The following is a 24000-nucleotide window of genomic DNA, read 5'->3' as shown; positions in this document are numbered from 1 at the left end:
TGCACCACCGCGTCAGTCGTAGTGGCGGCAGCGGCCCGGGAGGAGTTCCGCCAGGCGGGTGGCGAGGATGGCTCCGGCTGTGGTGGCTCGGGTCGGGTCTCGGTAGACGAGGTCGGCGAGGCCGTCGACGAGGGCGGTGAGTTCGGTGGCGGCGAGGTCGGGGTCGGTGGTCGGGTCGGTCTCGCCGCATTCCTTGCCGTTCGCGATGCCCTGTGCCACGCGGGTTCTGAGGACGGCGGCGGTGGCTGCGGCGACTTCGGCGGCGGTGGGGTTGTCCATGGCGCGGGCCTGGAAGGCGCGGGAGACGCGGTGCTCGCCGCGGCGGGCGGGGTCGAGGGGGAGGAGCTCGGCGAGGCAGTCGAGCATGATGGCGCGGATGGAGTGGCCGGCGGCCTCGCCGTCGGCGGTGCGGGCGGCGACGCGGGTGAGGAGGTCGGCGGTGAGGCGCTCGTAGGCGAAGAGGAGGAGGTCGTCCTTGGAGGCGAAGTAGTGCTGCACCAGGCCGACCGAGAACCCGGCCTCGCGGGCGACGGCCGACATCGTGGCCGCGTCGAGGCCGTCGTGGGCGATGAGTCGGTGCACCGCCGCGGCCATCTGGGCGCGGCGGAGATCGTGGTCTGCGGTCCTCGGCACCCGATAATCATACCGATGTATGGTTATCTCGTTGCCATACCGGCGTATGGTTATCGCCAGGACCCCCGACACCCAGGGAACGCACATGCACCTCCCCGTCCTTGCCGCTTCACTCGCGGCGTTCACCCCGCTGATCCCGCTGCCGCAGACCGATGTCGAAGAGCAGCCCTACTCCGAGGTCTCCGAGTACCTTGAACAGCGCTTCGAGGAGACCGGCGTCCCCGGAGCCGCCTACTCGATCATCGACCTCAATGGGGAGTCTCACTCTTACGCTTGGGGCACCGACGGTTCCGGCGACCCGGTCGACCTCGGGACCCCCTTCCTGTGGGGGTCGGTCGCCAAGCCCGTCACCTCGGCCGCCGTCATGACCCTCGTGGAGGACGGCCTGATCGACCTCGATGAGCCGGTGACCACCTACCTCCCGGACTTCACCCTCGCCGACAAGGACCGCTCCGACCGCATCACCGTGCGGGACCTCCTCCAGCAGACCACCGGCATCCCCGAGGGCACCGGGATCACCGACCGGTTCGAGCACCACGACGACCCCTACGGCGACGCCGTCGCCGACCTCGCCGGCGTCGAGCCGTTCACCGACCCCGGCGAGACCCTCGAATACGCCAGCGCCAACTACGTCGTCGTCGGGGCCGTCGTGGAGGCCGTCACCGGGATGTCCTACGAGGAGTACCTGCACGAAGCGGTCCTCGACCCGCTCGGCATGACCGGCGCGGTCACCGACGTCGAAGGCGCCGCGGACGTCCCCCGCGGCCACGCCGTCGCCTTCGGGCAGCCGGTGCCCGTGAAGACCCGCTACGACCAGACCGGCCCCGCCTACGGCTACCTCGGCGGGAACATCCAGGACCTCACCGCGTTCGCCGCCGACCAGCTCGGCGAGTCCGCGATCCTCACCCCCGAGTCGGTGGCCGAGACCCACACGGCCGCCGTCGAATTCAGCGACACCGTCGACTACGGCCTGGGCTGGCGGGTCGACGGCCGCAACGCCGACCTCGGTGCGACCACCGTGTGGCACACCGGCGGCGCCCCCGGGTTCTCCGCGGGCGTGATCCTCCTGCCCGAGCTCGACCGGGCCGTCGTCGTCGTGCAGAACCGGTACGGCTACTTCCAGGACGGCCAGCTCATCGGCACGATGCTCGGCGCCGCCCGGATGCTCGCCGGGGGCGAGCCGGTCGAGCCCGAGTCGGACCTGCTGTACCCGTCGCTGCTCGCGGGGCTGTGCGCGCTGACCCTCGCGGCCGTCGCCACGGTGTTCCTCACGTTCCTGCGCCTCGGCAAGGCCCGCAAGGTGAACCGCTCCCTCGTCATCACCGGCATGGCCTGCTGGGTCCTCGCCGCGTTCGCGACCGCGTACGTGTCCTTCGCGCTCGTCCCGGGCCTGGCGCCGAGCCGGGCCGCGTTCTTCGGGATGATGCCCGACGTCGCATGGCTGTTCACCGCCCTCGGCACCGCCGCGCTCATCGCGGCCGCGGTCCGCGTCTGGGCCGGAGCGGTCCTACTGCGCCGCAGCCAGGCCGAATAGACGACAGGACCGAGCGCCGCCGGAGATCCACTCTCCGGCGGCGCTTTTCGTTGTGCGCGCTTCTTTACAAGCGGGCAATGAGAGTTCATACGACCGTGCGCAATGTGAACGGCGGCGAAACATCGCGCCCATAGCTTGTACCCAGAGCGGATACGACGCTGTATACGCACCCGTACACCGCCGCGACCAGCGGCGATCCCCTTGCAGACCCGGCACCCCTCAGTCCCGGGACGCTCCTCTGCGAAAGGTCCTCTGCACATGCCACTCCGCTTCAAGCCCAAAGCCCGGCACCTCGCCCGCACCCTCGCCGCCACCGCCGCCCTCACCGGCCTCGTCGCCACCGCCGCGTGCGGCTCCCGCGCGGGGGAGGAGACCGCCGCCGCCGAGTCCTGCGTGGACACCTCCGGCGACACCGTCAAGGTCGGCGCCCTCAACTCCCTGTCCGGCACCATGGCGATCTCCGAGACCACCGTCCGCGACGCGATCACCCTCGCCGTGGACGAGGTCAACGCCGCAGGAGGCGTGCAGGGCAAGCAGATCGAGATCGTCGCCGAGGACGGCGCGTCCGAGCCGACCGTGTTCGCCGAGAAGGCCGAGAAGCTCATCCGCGAGGACTGCGTCGCCGCGGTCTTCGGCGGCTGGACCTCCGCCTCCCGCAAGGCCATGCTCCCGGTCTTCGAGGACAACGACTCGCTCCTGTACTACCCCGTCCAGTACGAGGGCCTCGAAGCGTCCGAGAACATCTTCTACACCGGCGCCACCACGAACCAGCAGATCATCCCCGCGCTCGACTACCTCGCCGAGACCGGCGTCAAATCGATCTACCTGGTCGGCTCCGACTACGTCTTCCCCCGCACCGCCAACGCGATCATCAACGCCTACGCCGAGGCCCACGGCATCGAGGTCCTCGGCGAGGACTACGTGACCCTCGGATCCACCGAGTTCTCCACGATCATCAACCAGGTCAAGGCCGCCGACGCCGACGCCGTGTTCAACACCCTCAACGGCGACTCGAACGTCGCGTTCTTCCGCGAGTACGCCAACGTCGGCCTCACCGCCGACCAGATGCCTGTCATGAGCGTCTCCATCGCCGAAGAGGAGGTCGGCGGCATCGGCGTCGAGAACATCGAAGGCCAGCTCGCCGCCTGGAACTACTACCAGACCGTCGACTCGCCCGCGAACAACGCGTTCGTCGAGGCGTTCAAGACCGAGTACGGCGCCGACCGCGTCACCTCCGACCCCATGGAGGCCGCCTACAACTCCGTGCACCTGTGGGCCGCCACCGTCGAGAAGGCCGGGTCCTTCGCCGTGGAGGACGTGCAGGCCGCCGCCGACGGCGTCTCCTTCGACTCCCCTGAAGGGACCGTCGTCATCGACGGCGACAACCACCACGTCACCAAGACCGCCCGCATCGGCCGCATCGACGCCGACGGCCTCCTCTACACCGTCTGGGAGTCCGAGGGCGCCATCGAGCCCGACCCGTTCCTCGACGGCTACGACTGGGCCGCCGACCTCGCGGTGACCGAGTAGCCGACGGCGATCAGGAAGGAGACACCGTGGACCTCCTCGTAGGACAGCTCTTCACCGGCCTGAGCACCGGCTCGATCCTGCTCCTCGCAGCGCTGGGCCTCTCGCTCACCTTCGGCCAGATGGGCGTCGTCAACATGGCGCACGGCGAGTTCATCATGGCCGGCTGCTACACCGCGTACGTCGTGCAGCAGGTCGTCGGGGACGCCGGCGCCTCCCTCCTGATCGCCCTCCCCGTCGGCTTCCTCGTCGGCGGCGCCATGGGCCTGGTCCTGGAGGCGCTGCTCCTGCGGCGCCTCTACCACCGGCCGCTCGACACGCTCCTGGTCACCTTCGGCGTCGGCCTGATCCTCCAGCAGGCCGCCCGCGACGTCTTCGGGGCGCCCGCGGTGAACGTCACCGTGCCCGAGGCCCTGCGCGGCGGCGTCGACCTCCTCGGCGTCACCGTCCCCAAGACCCGCCTGTTCATCATGGCGCTGGCGGTCCTCTCGGTCACCGCCGTCGCCCTGGTCCTGCGGTTCACGCCCGCCGGGCGGCGCATCCGCGCCGTCGTGGGCAACCGCGACCTCGCCGAGACCGCCGGGATCTCCTCCCGCACCGTGGACGCCGCGACGTTCTTCATCGGCTCCGGCCTCGCCGGAGTCGCCGGGGTCGCCCTGACGCTCATCGGGTCCACCAGCCCCACCACCGGCCAGTCGTACCTCGTGGACGCGTTCCTCGTGGTCGTCGCGGGCGGCCTGGGCCGCGTCAAGGGCGCGGTGGTCGCCGCGGTCGCGCTCGGCGCGATGCAGGCGGTGTTCGAGACGTACTCGACGGCGTCGCTCGCGAAGGTCGGCGTCTTCATCGTCATCGTCGTCTTCCTGCAACTGCGCCCGCAGGGCCTGTTCACGCTGCGAACCAGGAGCCTCGCATGAAGTTCTTCCAATCGCGCCTCGGCACCTGGACCGGCTTCGCCGCCGCCGCGCTCGTCCTCTTCGGCCTCGCGCCCCTGCTCCTGTCGGGCTTCCGGCTCGGCCTGCTCGCCCAGTTCCTGTGCTACGCCGTCGTCGCCGTCGGCATCGGCCTCGCGTGGGGCCGCGGCGGGATGCTCACCCTCGGGCAGGGCGTGTTCTTCGGCATGGGCGCCTACCTCATGGCCATGCACCTGAAGATGGCCGACGCCGAGTTCCGCGGCGGCCCCGGCGCCGTCCCCGACTTCATGGAGCTCGCGGGCATCCGCGAACTCCCCGCCTACTGGGTCCCGTTCTCCTCGCCCGCGTTCACCATCGCGATGATCCTCGTCCTCCCGACCGCGTTCGCGGTGCTCCTGGGCCTCGCGGTCTTCAAACGCCGCGTCAAGGGCGCCTACTTCGCGATCCTCTCCCAGGCCCTCGCCGGGGCGTTCGCGATCCTCCTCATCGGACAGCAGTCCCTCGGGGGGTTCAACGGCCTCAGCCGGTTCCGGTACTTCTTCGGGTTCACGCTCGCCGACCCGGTCAACCAGCGGATGCTCTACTTCATCGCCGCCGGGGTCCTCCTCGTGGTCCTCGCGGTCGCCTTGCAGCTCAGGCGCTCCCGCTACGGCGAGCTCCTCGTGGCCGTGCGCGACGCCGAAGAGCGCGTCCGGTTCCTCGGCTACGACGCCGCGAACGTCAAGGTCGTCGCCTACGCCGTCGCCGCCCTCTTCGCATCCGTTGCGGGCGCCGTGTTCGTGCCGATCGTCGGCATCATCTCCCCGGCGAGCATCGGGATCGTCCCCTCGATCATGTTCCTCCTCGGCGTCGCCATCGGCGGCCGAGCCAGCCTCGCCGGGCCCGTGGTCGGCGCGCTCGCGGTCGCGTGGGCCCAGACCGCCCTGTCCGAGCAGTTCCCGTCGGCGTGGACCTACGCCCAGGGGCTCCTGTTCGTCCTCGTCATCGCCCTGCTCCCCGGCGGGATCGCCTCGATCGCCGCCGTCGCCAAACGGTTCCAGCGCAAACCAGTGGAGGCCGCCGCATGAACGCCGCATTGAGCTGCAAGCACATCGAAGTCGCGTTCGACGGGTTCAAGGCCGTCGCGGGCGTGGACCTCGAACTCCACCGGGGGGAGGTGCACTTCCTCATCGGCCCCAACGGCGCCGGGAAGACCACCCTCGTGGACGCCATCACCGGCCTCGCGAAGTACACCGGCTCGGTCGTCAAGGACGGCGAGGAGCTGCGCGGCAGGAAGGTCCACCACATCGCCCGCAAGGGGATCGGCCGGACCTTCCAGACCGCCACGGTCTTCGAGAACCTCACGGTCGCCCAGAACCTCGACATCGCCGCCGGGGCCGGGCGCTCGCCGTGGACGCTGCTGCGCCGCCGCAGGCACCTGCCGCAGCACGTGGTCGACACCATGGAGCGCATCGGCCTCAAGGACAAGGCCGACACGCCCGCGGGCATCCTCGCGCACGGCCAGAAGCAGTGGCTGGAGATCGGGATGCTCCTCGTCGGCGACGCCGACGTGCTCCTCCTCGACGAGCCGATCGCCGGGATGGGCCACGACGAGCGCGAGACGACCGGCCTGCTCCTCCACGACATCGCCGCCGACCGGGCCGTCGCCGTGGTCGAGCACGACATGGACTTCATGCGGGCGTTCGCCTCCCGCGTCACCGTTCTCCACGCCGGGGCCGTGCTCGCCACCGGCACCGTCGACGAGGTCTCCGACGACCCCCGCGTCCAGGAGGTCTACCTCGGCACCGCGAAGGAGAGCGCCGATGCTGCGACTGCATGACCTCACCTGCGGGTACGGCCGCTCGGCGGTCGTCCACGGCGTGGACCTGGAGATCGGCCCCGACGAGGTCGTCTCCGTGATGGGCCACAACGGGGCCGGGAAGACCACGCTGCTGCGCGCGGTCGTGGGCCTCCTGCCCGCGATGCGCGGCACCATCGAACTTGACGGTGTCAACATGACCGGGAAGGCCGCGAACAAGCGCGTCAAGGCGGGCATGGCCTACGTCCCCCAGGGGCAGCAGTGCTTCGCGCACCTCACCGCGGGGGAGAACCTGCGCCTCGTCGCGGACGGGCGCAGGCGGGGCCGGGCGCTCATCGACGCGCAGCTGGACCTGTTCCCCGCGCTCCGGCCGCTCCTGGGCCGCCAGGCCGGCCTGCTCTCGGGCGGCCAGCGCCAGCAGCTCGCCATCGCCCGCGCGCTCATCACCGAGCCGCGCCTGCTCATCCTCGACGAGCCCACCGAGGGCATCCAGCCGAACGTGGTCGCCGAGATCGAGTCCACCATCGTGGACCTCGCGAAGCGCGGCGGCCTGTCGGTGCTCCTCGTGGAGCAGCACCTCGGCTTCGCGCTCCAGGCCGCGAGCCGCTACTACGTGCTCCGCTCCGGCCGCGTCGCCTCCTCGGGCCCCACCGGCACCGAGGCCGAGACGCGAGTGCGGGAGGCCATGTCCATATGAGCTTCTCGCCACTCCCTGAAACCGAAGGCCCCCTGGCCGAACGCGTGTACATGGCCCTGCGCGCCGACCTCATGAACGGCCGGTACGAGCCGGGCAAGCGCCTCGGCGAGGAGCGCCTCGCCGGGAACTACGGCGTCTCCCGCACGCCGGTCCGCGAGGCGCTCAGCCGCCTCGCCGCCGATGGGCTGGTCTCCCGCGAGGTCGACGGCCTGTACCCGTACCGGCCGCGCATCGACCAGCTCAACGACCTGTACGAAGTGCGCCTCACCCTCGAACTGCGCGGCCTCGCCCGCGCCGACGCCGACCCGGACGTCAAGCACGACCCGGACCTCCTGGGCCCCGAGCTCGACCGCTGGTACCGGCTGCGCGACGCCCCGCCCGGGCCCGACGCCGGGTTCGTGGAGTCCGACGAGCGGTACCACCTGACGCTCCTGGCGTCCTCGGGGAACCCGCAGCTCGCGGAGGCCCTGAAGGTCGTGAACAACCGCATCCGCCCGGCGCGGATGTTCGACTACTTCACGGCCGAGCGCATGGAGTCGACCATCGCCGAGCACATCGCGATCGCCGAAGGCGCCCTCGACGGCCGCTACGGCGAGGCCACCGCGATCCTCACCCGCCACATCGAGACGTCCCGGTCCATCGTGGTCGGCCGCGCGGAGGCCGCCCTGACCTGGGCCCACCTCGCGAACGCCGTCCGGCCCTAGCCCTCTGAGAGCGAGACCCATGTTCGAGCGCATCCTCATCGCCAACCGCGGCGAGATCTCCCGGCGGATCACCCGGACCGCCCACCGGCTCGGGATCGAGACGGTGGCCGTCTACTCCGAGGCCGACGCGGCGTCGCTGCACGTGCGCGAGGCCGACGAGGCGGTGTGCGTGGGGCCCGCGGCCCCCGCCGAGTCCTACCTGAACGTGGACGGGATCCTGTCCGCCGCCAAGGACACCGGCGCGCAGGCCGTCCACCCCGGGTACGGGTTCCTGGCCGAGAACGCCGAGTTCGCGCGCCGCGTCGCCGAAGCTGGTCTGGTGTTCATCGGACCCACCCCAGGGCAGCTGGAGCAGTTCGGCGACAAGGTGACCGCCCGCGAGGCGGCCACCCTCGCCGGGGTCCCGCTCGCCGCGGGGACCGCCGCGCTCGACACCGCCGCCGATGCCGTCAAAGCCGCGGAGTCCATCGGCTACCCGGTCATCGTGAAAGCCTCCGCGGGCGGCGGCGGCATCGGGATGCGCGTCGCCGAGGACCCCGAGGCCCTGGCGGAGGTGTTCGCGTCCGTGAAGCGCCTCGCCGCCGACAACTTCGGGGACGACTCGGTATATATCGAACGCTATGTATTGCACGCCAGGCACGTCGAGGTCCAGGTCTTCGGCGACGGCGAAGGCCGCGTCGTCTCCCTCGCCGACCGCGACTGCACGCTCCAGCGCCGCCACCAGAAGGTCGTCGAGGAGGCCCCCGCCCCCGGGCTCCCCGACGCGGTCCGGGACGGGATGCACGCCGCCGCCCGCGCGCTCGCGGCCGAGGCGAAGTACCTGTCGGCGGGCACGGTGGAGTTCATCTACGACGCCGACCGCGAGGAGGCGTCGTTCCTGGAGTTCAACACCCGCCTCCAGGTCGAGCACCCCGTCACCGAGGCGGTCCTCGGAATCGACCTGGTGGAGTGGATGATCCGCGCCGCCGCGGGCGACACGGGCTTCCTCGACGGCCTCCCCGACAGCGGCCCCGCCGTCACCGGCGCGGCCGTGGAGGCCCGCGTCTACGCCGAGGACCCCGCCCGCGGGCACCTGCCCAGCGCCGGCCTCCTCACCTGCGTGGACCTCCCCGAATCGGCGCGCGTCGACACGTGGATCGAACGCGGCCTCGAAGTGCCGGCCGTCTACGACCCGATGCTCGCGAAGATCATCACCACCGGTGCGACCCGCGAAGCCGCCTGGGCCGCCCTCGCGGACGCCCTGGGGGACACCCGGATCGAAGGGGTCCACACCAACCTCGGGCAGCTCCGCGCCGCCGCCGTCGACCCCCGCGTGCTCGCCGTCGAGCACGACACGGGCACCGTCGCGACCATCCAGGACGCCTCGCCGCGCATCGACGTCATCAGCGCCGGAGTCCTCACCACCGTGCAGGACTTCCCGGGCCGCATCGGGTACTGGCAGGTCGGGGTGCCGCCGTCGGGGCCGATGGACGACCTGTCGTTCCGGCTCGGCAACCGCGCCCTCGGCAACGACGAGGGCGTCCCGGGCCTCGAATGCACGATCGCGGGCCCCACGCTCCGGTTCGGCGTGCCCGTGACGGTGTGCGTCACCGGCGCCCCCGCCGCCGTCACGCTCGACGGCGCGCCCGTCGAGCAGTGGGTCCCCATCGACGTCCCCGCGGGCGGTGAGCTCGCGGTCGGGCAGATCACCGATGCGGGCGCCCGCACCTACGTGCTCTTCCAAGGCGGCCTCGACGTCCCGATGTTCCTCGGCTCGGCCTCGACGTTCCCGCCCGGGCGCATCGGCGGCTACACCGGCGACCAGCTGCGCGCGGGCGACCGCCTCCTCCCGATCGCCGCCGCCGGGCCCGCCTCCCCGGTCCCGGCGGCGGACCGCCCGTCCTTCGGCCACGAGTGGACCCTCGCCGTCACCCCCGGCCCGCAGCCCGCCCCGCACTACTTCACCGTCGCGGACATGGAGCGGATCTACGCGGCCGAGTGGTCCGTGCAGGTCCACGCCGGACGCTCCGGCGTGCGCCTCGACGGCCCCCGCCCCGAGTGGGCCCGCACCGACGGCGGCGACGCCGGGCTCCACCCCTCGAACCTCCACGACAACCCGTACTCGGTCGGCACCGTGAACTTCACCGGCGACACGCCCGCACTCCTCGGCCCCGACGGGCCCAGCCTCGGCGGGTTCGCGTGCCCGTTCACCGTCACCACCTCCGACCGGTGGAAGCTCGGGCAGCTGCGCCCCGGCGACGCCGTCCGCTTCCTGCCCGTCGCCGAAGCCGAAGCGGACCGCCTGCGCGCCAAGCCCACCGCCGCACCCGTCCCGCTCGTGAACGCCGCCCGCGACGAAGCTACCCTCGCGCTCATCGAAGCCGGGGACGACCGGCCCGCCGTCGCCTACCGCCGCGCCGGGGACGACGCCGTGCTCCTCGAATACGGGCCCATGCACCTCGACCTGGCGCTGCGCATGCGGGTCGGCGCCCTCATGGGCGCCCTCGCCGCCGCGAACCCCGCCGGGCTCATCGACACCACCCCTGGCGTGCGCTCCCTCCACCTGCACGTCGACCCCGACGTGCTTCCGATCCGCACCCTCACCGGGCTCCTCACCGAGCTCGAAGCGGACCTGCCCGACACCGGCGACATGACCGTCCCGTCCCGTGAAGTGCGCCTGCCGATCTCCTGGAACGACGCCGTCGTGGACGAGGCCATCGCCCGCTACTCCACCAACGTCCGCGACGACGCCCTGTTCAACCCCTCGAACATCGAGTTCATCCGCCGCATCAACGGCCTGGACTCCATCGAGGACGTCGCCGAGATCGCCACCGCCGCCGAATGGCTCGTCCTCGGCCTCGGGGACGTCTACCTCGGCGCGCCCGCGGCCGTCCCCGTCGACCCGCGGCACCGCCTCGTCACCACCAAGTACAACCCGGCCCGCACCTGGACCGCCGAAGGCACCGTCGGCATCGGCGGCTCCTACATGTGCATCTACGGCATGGACTCCCCGGGCGGCTACCAGCTCGTCGGCCGCACCGCCCCCATCTGGGCGGGCCTGCGCGACCTCGCCTCCTTCAAGGACGGCCTGCCGTGGCTCCTGCGGTTCTTCGACCGCGTCATATTCGAGCGCGTCTCCGAAGAGCAGCTCGCCGAGACCCGCCGCGACCTCGCCGCCGGGCGCGCCGAGATCGACATCCGCGAAGGGACGTTCGCGTACGCCGACTACCGGCGCCTCCTCGCCGGCCACGCCGGGTCCATCGACGCGTTCCGCACCCGCCAGGCCGCCGCGTTCGAGGCCGAACGGCAGCGCTGGGCCGACGCGGGGGAGTTCGACCGCGACCACACCGAGCCCGCCCCCGGCGGCGCCGACGCCATCGAGCTCGCCCCCGGTGAGACCCTCGTGGAGGCGCCCATGGCCGCGAGCGTCTGGCGCGTCAACGTCGACGAAGGCGACACCGTGGCCGCCGGGGACGCCGTCGTCGTGCTCGAAGCGATGAAACTGGAGATGCCCGTGGCCTGCCCGGTCGCGGGGACCGTGCGCCGCGTCCTCGCCCGGCCCGGCGAGCAGGCCGCGCCCGGCGCGCCGCTGCTGGTCATCGGATAGACGCAATGGACAACGAGACAGGGGACCGAGTGAACACCGCAGCACGCGTCGAGGCCGCCTACGCCCGCATCGGCGAGGCCGACCGGCCCGAGGTCTGGATCAGCCTGCGCGACAAGGCCGACGTCCTCGCCGAAGCCGCGAGCATCGACGAGGGCCTGCCCCTCGCCGGGCTCCTCTTCGCCGCCAAGGACAACATCGACGTCGCCGGACTCCCTACCACCGCTGCGTGCCCGTCCTTCGCGTACACCCCCGACCGCGACGCCACCGCCGTCGCCCGCCTCCGCGCGGCCGGGGCGATCTGCCTGGGCAAGACCAACCTCGACCAGTTCGCCACCGGCCTCGTCGGCACCCGCAGCCCCTACGGGCCCGTCCGCGCCGCCGCCGACCCCGCCCGCATCTCCGGCGGCTCCTCCTCCGGCTCGGCCGTCGCGGTCGCCCTCAGCATCGCGGACTTCGCGCTCGGCACCGACACCGCCGGATCGGGCCGCGTCCCCGCCGCCCTCAACGGGCTCACCGGCATCAAGGCCAGCCTCGGCCTCGTCCCCGTCGACGGCGTCGTCCCCGCCTGCCCCTCCTACGACTGCCTCACCGTCTTCGCCCCCGACCTCGCCCTCGCCGCCGAGGCCCTGCGCGTCATGACCGGCCCCAGCCCCCGCGACCCCGCCTCGCGCCCCTGGCCCGCGGACCTCCCGCTCGCCGCCCCGCCCGCGCCCCGCATCGCGGTCCCGCTCGACGCCGACCTGGCCGCCCTCGACCCCGACTTCCAGCCCTTGTGGCGGGACGCGCTGGCCCGCTTCACCGCCGCGGGCGCCGAACTCGTCCCCATCGACGTCCAACCGCTCCTGGACGCCGCGCTGCTCCTCTACGAAGGCGCGCTCCTCGCCGAACGCGCCGCCGCGTTCGGCACCCGCATCACCGGCCCCGACGCCGACCCCATCGTCGCCGAGATCGTCAGGGGCGCAGGGAAGTTCACCGGCGCCGACCTCGTCGCCGACCAGCAGCGCCTGCGCGAGGCCCGACTCCAGGCCGCCGACATCCTCGACGGCTTCGACGCGCTCCTGCTCCCCACCGCACCGCTCCACCCCACCATCGCCGAAGTCCAGGCCGACCCCATCGCCGTCAACGCCGCCATGGGCACCTACACGAACTTCGTGAACCTCCTCGACATGGCCGCCGTCGCCGTCCCCGCCGGGACCACGGGCACCAAGGGCTTCGGCGTCAGCGTCATCGTCCCGGCCTTCCACGACCAGGTCGCGATCGACCTCGCCGCCCGCTACCAGGACGCCCCCGCGCCCCTCCTCGCCCCCGCCGCGGAACTCGTCGTCTTCGGCGCCCACCTCACCGGCATGCCCCTCAACCACCAGCTCACCGCCCTCGGCGCCCGCCTCGCCGGACCCGTCGCCACCGCCCCCGCCTACCGCATGTACGAACTCGACACCACGCCCCCCAAACCCCTCGTCGTCCGCACCGGCGACGGCGCCTCCCTCCCCGGCGAACGCTGGCTCCTCAGCCCCGCCGCCCTCGGCACCTTCCTCACCGCCCTCCCCGCCCCCATGACCCTCGGCAAAGTCGAACTCGCCGACGGCACCTGGACCACCGGCTTCGTCGCCAACACCCCCGAAGGCGAGGACATCACCGCCACCGGAGGCTGGCGCGCCCGTCGCGGCTGACGCTGTCGTACCCGTGTGCGAGGATCGGCGCATGGACTTCCCTGCGCTCCAGGCGCACCTGGTCACCGAGGCCGCCCGCTTCCGCACCGCCGCGCTCGCGGCCGACCCCGCGGCGCGGGTGCCCAGCTGTCCCGAGTGGACCGCGACCGACCTGCTCGACCACGTCACCGAGGTGTACGACCACAAGATCCAGTCGATGCGGCTGCTGCGCGAACCCGCCGAAGCTGACGGCATCGAGCGGACCGGCACGCCCGTCGAGCGGTTCGACGCCGCGCTGGCCGAGCTCCTCGCTGAGTTCGACGACCGGGGCCCGGACAGCCTGGCGTACACCTGGTACGGGCCCGACCAGACCGTCGGGTTCTGGATCAGGCGCATGGCGCAGGAGACGGTGATCCACCGCGTGGACGCCGAACTCGCCGCCTCGCTCCCGGTGACCGCGATCGACCCGGCGCTCGCCGCGGACGGGATCGACGAGATGGCCACCGTGATGCTGGCGTGGGGCTCGCGCGCCTACCGCGAGTGGGTCGCCGACGACATCGCCGCGAACCTCGGCCTCGAAGTCGCGCTCGACGCGGGGGACCGCGAATGGACCGTGGTCGTCAGCGCCGTCGGGATCGACGTCGCCGACGGCGTCACCTCCGGCGCCGAGGCCACGGTGTCCGGCACGCCGGGGGAGCTGCTCCAGTGGCTGTGGCGGCGCGTCCCGGCCGACGCGCCCGCCGTGGACGGCAAAGCCGATGCGGCACAGGCGCTCTACAACATGGTCGAGAGCTTCGCGCAGTGACCGACCTCCCCTACCCCGGTCAGTGGCAGGATGCGCCGCTCCCGCAATCACGCGTGGGCGGCCGCGACTTCGACCTCCTCGCGGTCGACCCGGGCCTGAGCGCCGTCGGCGTCGACCGCGCCGACGGCTCCGTGTGGCTCCTGCCCGAGGGCGGCGAGCCGTCCCCGGTGAACGCCAGCCGCGAGGCGTTCGACGCCTGCGCCGCGATCTACAAGGAGGCCGCCGCCGAGGCCGAACGCCTGGCGGCGAACGGGTTCAGCGACGACGAGGAGGACCCCGGCGACGCGTTCACCGACGCCCTCCTCGAACGCTTCGCCGCCGTCGACGAGACCGCCGTGGCCGACGAGAACGGCTTCTGGTCGGTCGCCGCCGAAGAGCTGGGCTACGCCCTGCCGCTGTGAGCGACCGCGGCCGGGCGGTGCGCCGCGAGCGCCCGGTCCAGGTCCGCGATGAGGTCCTCGGGCGATTCGAGGCCGATCGAGAGCCTGACGACGCTGTCGGCGGGCTTCGCGTCGGCCGCCACGGGCCGGTGCGTGAGCGCCGCCGGGTGCTGGATCAGCGAGTCCACCCCGCCCAGAGAGACCGCGTGCGTGAACAGCCCGACCGCGCCCGTCACGTGCTTCGCCTGCTCGAAGCCGCCGCGCAGGTCCACCGCGATCATCGCGCCCGGCCCGCGCATCTGCACGCCCAGCAGCGGGTCCCCGCTCGGGTAGTGCACGCGCGCCACCGCCGGATGCTCGCGCAGCCACGCCGCGACCCGCTCGGCCCCGGCCTGCTGGGCCCTGACCCGCACCGGCAGCGTCGTCAGCCCGCGGTGCAGCAGGTACGCGCCGAGCGGGTGCAGCAGCCCGCCCGTGACGGCCCGGACCCGGCGCAGCGCGGCCGCGGTCTCGGCCCCGCACGCGATGACCCCGGCGATCACGTCGCCGTGCCCGCCGAGGTACTTCGTGGCGCTGTGCAGCACCAGCGACGCCCCGAAGTCGGCCGGGTTCTGGAGCACCGGCGTCGCGAACGTGTTGTCCACCAGCACCGGGACCCCTTGCGCCGCTTCGACGACCGCGCGGATGTCGACCAGCTCCAGCGTGGGGTTCGCCGGGGTCTCCAGCACCACCATCGCCGTGTCCGGCCGCAGCGCCGCGGCCACGCCGCCCGCCGTGCAGTACGTCGTCTCGGTCCCCAGCAGGCCCGTCGACAGGAGGTGGTCGGTCCCGCCGTACAGGGGCCGCACGGCCAGCACGTGGCGCCGCCCGGTCCTCGCCGTCATCGCGAGGATCGCCGCGGTCATCGCCGCCATGCCCGAGGAGAACGCCACGGCCTCCTCGGTCCGCTCCAGCTGCGCGAGCGCCGACTCGAACCGCGCGACCGTGGGGTTCCACAGCCGCGCGTACACGTTGCCGCCCTCGGGGGTCGGCGTCCCGCCGGAGGCCATCGCCTCGTACGAGAGGCCGCCCGCCTCGATGTCGGGCAGCGGGTTGGTGGTGGAGAGGTCGATCGGGAGGGCGTGCACGCCGAGTCCGGCGAGGTCCTCGCGGCCGGCGTGAACGGCGATCGTGTCGGGTTGCAGCCACGGCGAAGTCATGACCGGACTCTAGGCAGATCCCCAACCTGCTGCAATACTTGCCGCGGAAACCCCCGGCAGGGGCCGATACCCGTGCGGATTCCGCGGAAGGAGCCGACATGTCCGACGTGCGGTCGAAGAAAACGCAACCCGTCCCGCTCGACGGCACCGACCTGGCGATCCTCGCCGCCCTCGCCGAGGACGGGCGCATGACCAACGCCGCCATCGCCTCCCGCGCGGGCGTCGCCGAGTCCACCTGCGCCTACCGCGTCCGCGCCCTGCGCGAATCCGGCGTCGTCACCGGCATCCGCGCCGCCATCAGCCCCGAGGCCCTCGGCCGCCCCCTCCACGCGATCGTCAAGGTCCGCCTCGGCTCCCACAGCCGCGAACTCGTCCACCACCTCTACGACCGCCTCACCACCCTCCCCGGGGTCCTCACGGTCTTCCACGTCGGCGGCGACGACGACTTCCTCCTGCACGTCGCGGTCGCCGGGCCCGAGGCCCTGCGCGACCTCATCCTGGAGCACATCACCGTCCACCCGATGGTCCGCCAGACCGAGACGCAGCTCGTCTTCGAGGTCCGCGACGGCCGCGGCCTCCTCCGGACATGACGAGAGGCCCGGACCGCGGTCCGGGCCTCCCTCATTGCGTCCCTAGGCGATGCGGATGGTGTTCCAGCTCATCGCGGGCAGCTCCACGGTGATCACGCCGTCCTTGACGACGACGCTGTCGTTCGCGGCTGGGGCCACGCGCGTCTGGTCGTCCAGCGTGTTCTTCGCGTGCCGGTCCGCGTCCGTCAGCGTCGACACCGTCACGTCCGCCGCCGACACCGACGACGCGTCGATCTCCAGCGTCATCGGCGTCTCCAGGTCGCGGTTGACCGCGAACACCGTCACCGACCCGTCCTCGCCCGCCACCGCGACCGAGTGCAGCGCCGACACCTCCCCGTACTTCTTCGTGTCGAACCCGGGGGAGGAGGCGTTCACGTTCAGGACCGTCCCGCGGCCCCACTTCGACGCCTCCGCGAACGGGAAGAACGTGGTCTGGCGCCACGCGGGCCCGCCCGGCTCGGTCATGATCGGCGCGATCACGTTGACCAGCTGCGCGAGGCACGCCGCGGTGACCCGGTCGCAGCGGCGCAGCAGCGTGATCAGCAGCGACCCGAACACGACCGCGTCCATCGCCGAGTAGGAGTCCTCCAGCTGCCGCGGCGCCACCGACCACGGCTCGGGCCGCTCGCCGGTCGGCGCGGTCTGGTACCACACGTTCCACTCGTCGAACGAGATGTTGATCTTCTTGTCGCTCTTCAGCTTCGCGCCCACCGCGTCGGCCGTGGCGATGACCCCGTCGATGAACAGCTCCATGTCCTGCGCCGAGGCCATGAAGCTCGTGACGTCCCCGTCGAGCGGGTGGTAGTAGGCGTGCGCGGAGATGAAGTCCACCGAGTCGTACGTGTGCGTCAGGACCTCGTTCTCCCACGCGCCGAAGAACGGCATCCCGCGCGAGGACGAGCCGCACGCGACCAGGTCGAGGTCGTCGGTGCCGTCGATGAACCGCAGCGACCGCGCGGTCTGGTCGGCGATGCGGCCGTACTCGGTGGCGGTGCGCTGGCCGATCTGCCAGGGGCCGTCCATCTCGTTGCCCAGGCACCACAGCTTGATGCCGTAGGGCTCCTCGTCGCCGTGGGAGCGGCGCAGGTCCGACCAGTACGTGCCGGACGGGTGATTGGCGTACTCGAACAGGTCCAGGGCCTCCTGGAGGCCGCGGGTGCCGAGGTTGACGGCCATGTTCGGCTCGACGCCGGCGGCGCGGCAGAACTTCATGAACTCGCCGAGGCCGAACTGGTTGGTCTCGGTGGTGCCCCATGCGAGGTCGAGGCGGCGGGGCCGGTCCTCCTTGGGGCCGGTGCCGTCCTCCCACCGGTAGCCGGACACGAAGTTCCCGCCGGGGTAGCGGACCATCGTCGGGCCCAGCTCGCGGATGAGTTCGAGGACGTCCTCGCGGAGGCCGTCGGCGTTCGCCGCGGGGTGCTCGGGCTCGTAGATGCCGGTGTAGACGCACCGGCCGAGGTGCTCGACGAACGACCCGAACAACCTGTCGGGGACCTCGGCGACGGTGAAGCGGGGGTCGAACTCGATGCGTGCGCGGTGGTGGTCGGCCATGATCGCCTCCGGAAGGACGGTGCAGTGACAAGGCTGCGTGGTGAGCGGTAACCCGGGCGCGACACGGCCCGGTAGCGGTGACGCTACCAAAGATCGCTTTACCGGTACAGTCCCGGGGGCCGGAGAGTTCCGGCCTACAGCTCCAGCGCCGTCGAGGCCCGCGCGATGAGCTCCGGCTGGAACACCACGTTGCGGTGCGTGTGGTCGCCGCCCTCGGCGATCTCGTCGAACAGCAGCTGCGCGGCGGTGCGCCCGAGCTGCGCGCGCGGCTGGCGGACCGAGGACAGCGGCACGGCAGCGGCCGCGGCGAAGTCGATGTCGTCGTAGCCGACGATCGCGCACTCCTGCGGCACCTTCACGCCGTGCATGGTCAGCCCCTGGAGCGCGCCGAGCGCCACGAGGTCGTTGGCGCAGAACACGGCCGTGGGCCGGTCCTCGCGCCCGAGCATCGCCTCGATCGCCTCGCGCCCGGCCTGGAAGTTCAGGCCCGGGGTCGCGAACACCTCCAGCTCGGTGCCGGACTCCGCGCACACCTCCCGGCAGCCCTCGTACCGGTCGGCCACCTGCGGGATCGCCGAGGGCCCGCCGATGAACGCGATCTTGCGGTGGCCCCGCTCCACGAGGTGCCGAGCGGCGAGGCGCCCGCCCGCGACGTCGTCCACGGCCACCGAGCAGTGCGGGTGCCTGCCCGCGCCGCGGTCCACGAGGACCACGGGGATGTCGCGGCCGGTGAGCCGCTCGATCCACGACGCCGACGAGTCGTCCACGGGGGTGATGAGCAGGCCCAGGACCCGCTGCTCCTCCAGGAGCTCCAGGTGGCGGCGCTCGCGGCGCACGTCCTCGCCGGAGTCGCACACGGTCACCACGCCGCCCGCGGACTCCACGAGCGGCTCGGCGCCGCGGACCACGTCGGTGAAGAACGGGTTGGCGACGTCGAGGACCACGATCGCGACGGTCCGGCTGCGCCCGGCCCGCAGCTGGCGCGCGGAGTCGTTGCGCACGTAGCCGAGATCGGCGATGGCGGCGAGCACGCGGGCCCTGGTCTCCTCGGCGACGGCCTCGGGCCGGTTGAGCACATTGGAGACCGTGCCGACCGAGACGCCGGCCGCTCGCGCGACGTCTTTCATACTGGTGGTGGTCATGGTCACCTCAATGAGTCTATCGGGGGGCGGGGGCACCGGCGGCCCGCTGATTGAAACGGTTCAACCACGAACGGCGAGCTTGAGGAGCATATACCGAACCGTGTTCGAATTCGTTCCCGGCCGTGCCTTGACAAGCGCTTGCTTCGCGTTCTACGTTATCGAAATCCGTTCATGAAACGATTCAAAAACACGGCGTTCACACGCCGGAGCCCCGCACCCTTCAGGGAGGAACCCCGTGACCGCTGCGCCACCCACCCGCGTGTGCTTCACCCTCCGCGTCAGGCCCGACCGCATCGAGGAGTACCGCGAGCGGCACGCCGCCGTCTGGCCCGACATGCTCCGCGCCCTCGCCGCGACCGGCTGGACGAACTACTCCCTGTTCCTGTCCGAGGACGGCCTCCTCGTCGGCTACCTGGAGACCCCCGACTTCGACGCCGCCCGCGAGGCCATGGCCCGCACCGACGTCAACGCCCGCTGGCAGGAGTCGATGGCCCCGTTCTTCGAGGGCACCGACGGGGCCCACGCCGACGACGCGTTCAACGTCCTCACCGAAGTGTTCAACCTGGAGACCCAACTGGCCGCGGCCGACGCCGCGGCTGAAGGAGCCGGCAAATGAGTGACCGCACCCCGCACGCCAAGCAGGTCCTCGCGGGCCAGAGCATCGAGATGCCCTCCTGGGCGTTCGGCAACTCCGGCACCCGCTTCAAGGTCTTCGCCCAGCAGGGGGTCCCGCGCGACCCGTACGAGAAGCTCGCCGACGCCGCGCAGGTCCACAAGTACACCGGCGCCGCCGGGTCCGTCGCCCTCCACATCCCGTGGGACAAGACCGCGGACTACGCCGACCTCGCCCGCCACGCCGCGGAACTGAACGTGAAGATCGGGACGATCAACTCGAACACGTTCCAGGACGACGACTACATGCTCGGCTCGGTCTGCCACCCCGACGCGAAGGTCCGCCGCAAGGCCACGGACCACCTGCTCGAGTGCGTCGACATCATGGACGCCACCGGCTCCACCGACCTCAAGCTCTGGTTCGCCGACGGCACCAACTACCCCGGCCAGGACTCCATCTCCGGGCGCCAGGACCGCCTCGCCGAGTGCCTCGCCGAGGTCTACGCCCGCCTCGGCGCCGACCAGCGGCTCCTTTTGGAGTACAAGCTGTTCGAGCCGTCGTTCTACACCACCGACGTGCCCGACTGGGGCACCGCCTACGCGCACTGCCTCAAGCTCGGCCCCCAGGCCCAGGTTGTCATCGACACCGGCCACCACGCCCCCGGCGTGAACATCGAGTTCATCGTGGCGTTCCTGCTGCGCGAGGGCAAGCTCGGCGGCTTCGACTTCAACTCCCGGTTCTACGCCGACGACGACCTCATGGTCGGCGCCGCCGACCCGTTCCAGCTCTTCCGCATCCTCCACGAGCTGACCCTCCAGGACGTACTCCTCCCGGACTCGGGCATCGCGTACATGCTCGACCAGTGCCACAACATCGAGCCGAAGATCCCCGGCCAGATCCGCTCGATCATGAACGTGCAGGAGGCGACCGCCAAGGCCCTCCTGGTCGACCACGACGCCCTCGCGGCCGCGCAGCAGGCCGGGGACGTGCTCGGCGCGAACGCGGTCCTCATGGACGCCTACAACACCGACGTGCGCCCGCTCCTGGCCGAGGTCCGCGCCGAGAAGGGCCTGGACGCCGACCCGCTCGCCGCCTACGCCGCGTCCGGTTACGCCGACGAGATCAAGGCCGCCCGCGTCGGCGGCGCGCAGGCCGGATGGGGCGCATAGCCATGGGCACCGTCAACGACCTGATCACCCGCTCGAACCGCCTCGGCGCCGACAAGCGGAACACGAACTTCGCCGGGGGCAACACCTCCGCCAAGGGCGCCGAGACCGACCCGGTCACCGGCGAGGACGTCGAGCTGCTGTGGGTCAAGGGCTCCGGCGGCGACCTCGGCACCCTCAAGGAGGCCGGGCTCGCGGTCCTGCGCCTGGATCGCATGCGCGCCATGGTGGACACGTACCCCGGCGTCGACGAGGAAGACGTCATGGTCGAGCGCTTCGACTACTGCCTCCACGGCCGCGGCGGCGCCGCGCCGAGCATCGACACCGCCATGCACGGCCTCGTGGACGCCGCGCACGTCGACCACCTCCACCCCGACTCCGGCATCGCGTTCGCCACGGCCGCCGACGGGCCCGCGCTCACCGAAGCCTGCTTCGGCGACCGCGTCGTCTGGGTGGACTGGCGCCGCCCCGGCTTCCAACTGGGCCTGGACATCGCCGCGATCAAGGACGCCAACCCGCAGGCCATCGGGTGCATCCTCGGCGGCCACGGCATCACCGCCTGGGGCGACACCTCCGCAGCGTGCGAGGCGAACTCCCTGGAGATCATCCGCGGCTGCGAGACCTACCTCGCCGAGCACGGCAAGCCGGACCCGTTCGGCGACAAGGTCCCCGCGTGGGCCCCGCTCGATGAGACCGCCCGAAGGGACCGGGCCGCCGCGCTCGCGCCCGTCGTCCGCGGCCTCGCCTCCACCGACCACCGCCAGGTCGGCCACTTCACCGACGCCCCCGAGGTCCTCGACTTCCTCGCCTCCTCGCGGATGCCGGAGCTCGCGGCCCTGGGCACCTCCTGCCCGGACCACTTCCTGCGCACCAAGGTCCGCCCCCTGGTCGTGGAGACCGCCGCCGCCGCGCCCCTTGACGAGGTCATCGCGCAGCTCCAGGAGCGCCATGGGGCCTACCGCGAGGACTACCGCGCCTACTACGAGCGCTTCGCCACCGACGATTCCCCGGCGATCCGCGGCGCGGACCCGGCGATCGTCCTGGTCCCGGGCGTCGGCATGTTCTCCTTCGGCGCCGACAAGCAGACCGCGCGCGTCGCGGGCGAGTTCTACGTCAACGCCGTCAACGTGATGCGCGGCGCCGAGTCGGTCTCCACGTACGAGCCGATCGCCGAGTCCGAGAAGTTCCGCATCGAGTACTGGTCCCTCGAAGAGGCCAAGCTCCAGCGCCGCCCCAAGCCCAAGCCGCTCGCCGGGCGCGTCGCGCTGGTGACCGGCGCGGCCGGGGGCATCGGCAAGGCCACCGCCGAGCGCCTCGCGGCCGAAGGCGCCTGCGTCGTCATCGCCGACCTCGACGCCGAGAAGGCGGCCGCCACGGCCGCCGAGATCGGAAACGCGGACGTCGCGGTCGGGGTGTCCTGCAACGTCACCGATGAAAGCGCGATCAAGTCCGCTCTGGACGCGGCCGCGCTCGCGTTCGGCGGCGTCGACCTCGTCGTCAACAACGCCGGGCTCTCCCTGTCCAAGCCGCTGCTCGACACCACGGCCGCGGACTGGGACCTCCAGCACGACGTCATGGCGAAGGGCTCGTTCCTGGTCTCCCGCGAGGCCGCGCGCCTCATGATCGCCCAGGGCTTCGGCGGGGACATCGTCTACATCGCCTCCAAGAACTCGGTGTTCGCGGGCCCCAACAACATCGCGTACTCCGCCACGAAGGCCGACCAGGCCCACCAGGTGCGCCTCCTCGCCGCCGAGCTGGGGGAGCACGGCATCCGCGTCAACGGCGTCAACCCCGACGGGGTCGTGCGCGGCTCCGGGATCTTCGCCGGGGGCTGGGGTGCCAAGCGCGCGGCCGTCTACGGCGTCAAGGAAGAGGACCTCGGCCAGTACTACGCGGGCCGCACCCTCCTCAAGCGGGAAGTGCTCCCGTCCTCGGTCGCCGACGCCGTCTACGCGCTCGTCGGCCCCGACCTGGGCCTGACCACCGGCGTCCACATCCCCGTCGACTCGGGAAACCCGCAAGGCTTCCTGAGATGACGGTCCTGGCAGCGGTCGACCTCGGCGCGTCCTCCGGGCGCGTCATGGCCGCGCATGTCGAGGGGGACCAGGTGCGCCTCACCGAGGCCGCCCGGTTCCCCAACCGCGCCGTCCAGGTCCGCGGCCGCCTCTACTGGGACGTGCTCGGCCTGTGGTCCGGCGTCCTCGACGGCCTCCGCGCCGTCGGCGACGCCGCGTCCATCGGCGTCGACTCCTGGGCCGTGGACTACGGACTCGTGGACGCCGACGGCCGCCTGCTGGGCAACCCGGTCTGCTACCGCGACGCTCGCAACGCCAAGGCCAAGGCCGAAGTGCTGGCTTCGGTGAGCGAAGCCGAGCTGTTCGAGCGGACCGGCATCCAGCCGCAGCCGTTCAACACGGTCTTCCAGCTCGAAGCCGAACTCGCGAACCGGCTGCGCCCGTCGGCGCACCGCCTGCTGCTCATCCCGGACCTGATCGCCTACTGGCTCAGCGGCGAGCTGTCGTGCGAGGCCACCAACGCCTCGACCACCGGACTGATCGACCTCGCGGACGGCAGCTGGGCCGACGAACTGGCGACCTACTTCAGCAGTGTGCTCGGCCCGGTCACCCCCACCGGCACCGTCCTCGGCCCGATCCTCCCCGAGATCGCCGCGGCCACCGGCCTCGCCGACACCACCCGGGTGATCGCGACCGCCAGCCACGACACCGCCGCCGCCGTCGCGGCCGTCCCCTACGAGGGCGACCGCGCCGCGTACATCTCCTGCGGCACCTGGTCCCTCGTCGGCACCGAACGCGACACCCCGATCGCCACCCCCGAGGCCCTCGCCGCCGGGTTCACCAACGAGCGCGGCGCCGACGGCACGATCCGGTTCCTGCGCAACGTCGCCGGGCTCTGGCTCCTGTCCGAGTCCGTCGACACCTGGCGCCGCCAGGGCCGCGACATCGACCTCGCCGGGCTCCTCGACGCCGCCGCCGCAGAGGAGCGCTTGCGTTCGGTCGTCGACCCCGACGACCCCCGCTTCGCCGACCCCGGCGACATGCCCGAGCGCATCCGCGCCTACTGCGCCGAGACCGGCCAGCCCGTCCCCGAGACCCCCGCCCAGGTCGCCGCGTGCGTCCTCGACTCCCTCGCACTCGCGCACCGGCGCGCGATCGACGCGCTCGAAGCCCTCACCGGCGACCCGGTTGATACCGTTCACATCGTCGGCGGGGGGTCCAAGAACACCCTCCTCTGCCAGCTCACCGCCGACGCCACCGGCCGTCCCGTGCTCGCCGGACCCGACGAGGCCACCGCCCTCGGCAACGCCCTCGTCCAGGCCCAGGCCCTCGGCCTCATCGGCCCCGGACCGGAGCCCCGCCGCGCCGCGGCCCGCGCCTCGGCGCGGCCAAGGCGCCACGAACCCCAAGGGACGCAAGCCCCCTGGGAGCAAGCCACCCGACGACTGTCGGGGCGAACTCAATAGATCCCGAAGGCCCGCCCCGGCGGGACCCCTCAAT

The 24000-nt window shown here is 72.2% G+C and carries 20 protein-coding genes; 16 read left to right on the top strand and 4 right to left on the bottom strand.

Annotated features, from left to right (window positions below):
• Positions 1-12 precede the first annotated feature (12 nt).
• A complete protein-coding gene (locus tag AB0A65_RS16635; protein ID WP_359952127.1) occupies positions 13-633 on the bottom strand; it encodes a TetR/AcrR family transcriptional regulator in 621 nt (206 codons plus the stop codon).
• 85 nt (positions 634-718) lie between these two features.
• On the opposite strand from AB0A65_RS16635, the gene AB0A65_RS16630 reads away from it, so the two are divergent.
• From AB0A65_RS16630 to AB0A65_RS16580, 11 genes are all read left to right on the top strand, one after another.
• Entirely contained in the window at positions 719-2167 is a 1449-nt protein-coding gene (locus AB0A65_RS16630; protein WP_359952126.1) for a serine hydrolase domain-containing protein, read from the top strand.
• Between the two features lie 258 nt (positions 2168-2425).
• The gene (gene urtA / locus AB0A65_RS16625; protein WP_359952125.1) at positions 2426-3697 is read left to right on the top strand and encodes an urea ABC transporter substrate-binding protein; all 1272 of its coding nucleotides are present in this window, start codon (positions 2426-2428) and stop codon (positions 3695-3697) included.
• A 26-nt stretch (positions 3698-3723) separates the two neighbouring features.
• The gene (gene urtB, locus AB0A65_RS16620; RefSeq protein WP_359952124.1) at positions 3724-4608 is read left to right on the top strand and encodes an urea ABC transporter permease subunit UrtB; all 885 of its coding nucleotides are present in this window, start codon (positions 3724-3726) and stop codon (positions 4606-4608) included.
• Positions 4605-5672 (top strand): urea ABC transporter permease subunit UrtC, encoded by a 1068-nt coding sequence (gene urtC, locus AB0A65_RS16615; protein WP_359952123.1) that lies wholly within the window; start codon positions 4605-4607, stop codon positions 5670-5672. The genes urtB and urtC overlap by 4 nt, the downstream gene beginning before the upstream one ends.
• Positions 5669-6424, top strand: coding sequence for an urea ABC transporter ATP-binding protein UrtD (urtD, locus tag AB0A65_RS16610; protein WP_359952122.1), 756 nt, complete (start codon positions 5669-5671; stop codon positions 6422-6424). The genes urtC and urtD overlap by 4 nt, the downstream gene beginning before the upstream one ends.
• Complete coding sequence (urtE, locus tag AB0A65_RS16605) at positions 6408-7100, top strand: urea ABC transporter ATP-binding subunit UrtE (RefSeq protein ID WP_359952121.1); 693 nt, start codon at positions 6408-6410, stop codon at positions 7098-7100. The genes urtD and urtE overlap by 17 nt, the downstream gene beginning before the upstream one ends.
• Positions 7097-7804 carry a GntR family transcriptional regulator gene (locus AB0A65_RS16600; RefSeq protein WP_359952120.1) on the top strand — a complete coding sequence of 236 codons (708 nt, stop codon included), beginning with the start codon at positions 7097-7099 and terminating at the stop codon, positions 7802-7804. Before urtE ends, AB0A65_RS16600 begins: the two co-directional genes overlap by 4 nt.
• A 19-nt stretch (positions 7805-7823) precedes the next feature.
• On the top strand, positions 7824-11390 hold the full coding sequence (gene uca, locus AB0A65_RS16595; RefSeq protein WP_359952119.1) for an urea carboxylase: 3567 nt from the start codon (positions 7824-7826) through the stop codon (positions 11388-11390).
• Between the two features lie 5 nt (positions 11391-11395).
• The gene (gene atzF / locus AB0A65_RS16590; protein ID WP_359952118.1) at positions 11396-13060 is read left to right on the top strand and encodes an allophanate hydrolase; all 1665 of its coding nucleotides are present in this window, start codon (positions 11396-11398) and stop codon (positions 13058-13060) included.
• Between the two features lie 31 nt (positions 13061-13091).
• A complete protein-coding gene (locus AB0A65_RS16585; protein WP_359952117.1) occupies positions 13092-13844 on the top strand; it encodes a maleylpyruvate isomerase family mycothiol-dependent enzyme in 753 nt (250 codons plus the stop codon).
• Positions 13841-14245, top strand: a complete 405-nt coding sequence (locus tag AB0A65_RS16580; RefSeq protein WP_359952116.1) for an SUKH-4 family immunity protein — start codon at positions 13841-13843, stop codon at positions 14243-14245. Before AB0A65_RS16585 ends, AB0A65_RS16580 begins: the two co-directional genes overlap by 4 nt.
• Here AB0A65_RS16580 and AB0A65_RS16575 read toward each other — a convergent pair.
• Complete coding sequence (locus AB0A65_RS16575) at positions 14227-15423, bottom strand: aminotransferase class I/II-fold pyridoxal phosphate-dependent enzyme (RefSeq protein ID WP_359952115.1); 1197 nt, start codon at positions 15421-15423, stop codon at positions 14227-14229. The genes AB0A65_RS16580 and AB0A65_RS16575 overlap by 19 nt on opposite strands.
• Positions 15424-15521: 98 nt before the next feature.
• Between AB0A65_RS16575 and AB0A65_RS16570 the strand changes: the two genes are divergently transcribed.
• Positions 15522-16013, top strand: a complete 492-nt coding sequence (locus AB0A65_RS16570) for an Lrp/AsnC family transcriptional regulator (protein ID WP_359952114.1) — start codon at positions 15522-15524, stop codon at positions 16011-16013.
• Positions 16014-16055: 42 nt separating this feature from the next.
• On the opposite strand, the gene AB0A65_RS16565 is transcribed toward AB0A65_RS16570, so the two are convergent.
• Positions 16056-17564, bottom strand: coding sequence for an alpha-N-arabinofuranosidase (locus AB0A65_RS16565; protein WP_359952113.1), 1509 nt, complete (start codon positions 17562-17564; stop codon positions 16056-16058).
• Between the two features lie 134 nt (positions 17565-17698).
• On the bottom strand, positions 17699-18706 hold the full coding sequence (locus AB0A65_RS16560) for a LacI family DNA-binding transcriptional regulator (protein WP_359952112.1): 1008 nt from the start codon (positions 18704-18706) through the stop codon (positions 17699-17701).
• 235 nt (positions 18707-18941) lie between these two features.
• On the opposite strand from AB0A65_RS16560, the gene AB0A65_RS16555 reads away from it, so the two are divergent.
• The 4 genes from AB0A65_RS16555 to AB0A65_RS16540 are packed head-to-tail and all read left to right on the top strand — an operon-like array spanning position 18942 to position 23966.
• On the top strand, positions 18942-19322 hold the full coding sequence (locus AB0A65_RS16555) for an L-rhamnose mutarotase (RefSeq protein ID WP_359952111.1): 381 nt from the start codon (positions 18942-18944) through the stop codon (positions 19320-19322).
• Entirely contained in the window at positions 19319-20488 is a 1170-nt protein-coding gene (rhaI, locus tag AB0A65_RS16550; RefSeq protein ID WP_359952110.1) for an L-rhamnose isomerase, read from the top strand. The genes AB0A65_RS16555 and rhaI overlap by 4 nt, the downstream gene beginning before the upstream one ends.
• Before the next feature lie 2 nt (positions 20489-20490).
• Entirely contained in the window at positions 20491-22521 is a 2031-nt protein-coding gene (locus AB0A65_RS16545) for a bifunctional aldolase/short-chain dehydrogenase (protein WP_359952109.1), read from the top strand.
• Positions 22518-23966: a rhamnulokinase family protein gene (locus tag AB0A65_RS16540; protein ID WP_359952108.1), complete on the top strand. Its 1449-nt coding sequence runs from the start codon at positions 22518-22520 to the stop codon at positions 23964-23966. The genes AB0A65_RS16545 and AB0A65_RS16540 overlap by 4 nt, the downstream gene beginning before the upstream one ends.
• The last annotated feature ends 34 nt before the right edge of the window (positions 23967-24000 follow it).

The organism is Glycomyces sp. NPDC047010 (assembly GCF_040644205.1).
Classification (GTDB): Bacteria; Actinomycetota; Actinomycetes; order Mycobacteriales; family Micromonosporaceae; genus Glycomyces.
This window is presented reverse-complemented; position numbering and strand designations above follow the sequence as displayed.

Coding starts and splice junctions, on each gene's coding strand:
- urtC (WP_359952123.1), top strand. CDS start 4,605: ATGAAGTTCTTCCAATCGCGCCTCGGCACCTGGACCGGCTTCGCCGCC.
- AB0A65_RS16585 (WP_359952117.1), top strand. CDS start 13,092: ATGGACTTCCCTGCGCTCCAGGCGCACCTGGTCACCGAGGCCGCCCGC.
- uca (WP_359952119.1), top strand. CDS start 7,824: ATGTTCGAGCGCATCCTCATCGCCAACCGCGGCGAGATCTCCCGGCGG.
- rhaI (WP_359952110.1), top strand. CDS start 19,319: ATGAGTGACCGCACCCCGCACGCCAAGCAGGTCCTCGCGGGCCAGAGC.
- atzF (WP_359952118.1), top strand. CDS start 11,396: ATGGACAACGAGACAGGGGACCGAGTGAACACCGCAGCACGCGTCGAG.
- AB0A65_RS16545 (WP_359952109.1), top strand. CDS start 20,491: ATGGGCACCGTCAACGACCTGATCACCCGCTCGAACCGCCTCGGCGCC.
- AB0A65_RS16540 (WP_359952108.1), top strand. CDS start 22,518: ATGACGGTCCTGGCAGCGGTCGACCTCGGCGCGTCCTCCGGGCGCGTC.
- urtD (WP_359952122.1), top strand. CDS start 5,669: ATGAACGCCGCATTGAGCTGCAAGCACATCGAAGTCGCGTTCGACGGG.
- AB0A65_RS16570 (WP_359952114.1), top strand. CDS start 15,522: ATGTCCGACGTGCGGTCGAAGAAAACGCAACCCGTCCCGCTCGACGGC.
- AB0A65_RS16630 (WP_359952126.1), top strand. CDS start 719: ATGCACCTCCCCGTCCTTGCCGCTTCACTCGCGGCGTTCACCCCGCTG.
- AB0A65_RS16600 (WP_359952120.1), top strand. CDS start 7,097: ATGAGCTTCTCGCCACTCCCTGAAACCGAAGGCCCCCTGGCCGAACGC.
- urtA (WP_359952125.1), top strand. CDS start 2,426: ATGCCACTCCGCTTCAAGCCCAAAGCCCGGCACCTCGCCCGCACCCTC.
- AB0A65_RS16565 (WP_359952113.1), bottom strand. CDS start 17,564: ATGGCCGACCACCACCGCGCACGCATCGAGTTCGACCCCCGCTTCACC.
- urtE (WP_359952121.1), top strand. CDS start 6,408: ATGCTGCGACTGCATGACCTCACCTGCGGGTACGGCCGCTCGGCGGTC.
- AB0A65_RS16575 (WP_359952115.1), bottom strand. CDS start 15,423: ATGACTTCGCCGTGGCTGCAACCCGACACGATCGCCGTTCACGCCGGC.
- AB0A65_RS16560 (WP_359952112.1), bottom strand. CDS start 18,706: ATGACCACCACCAGTATGAAAGACGTCGCGCGAGCGGCCGGCGTCTCG.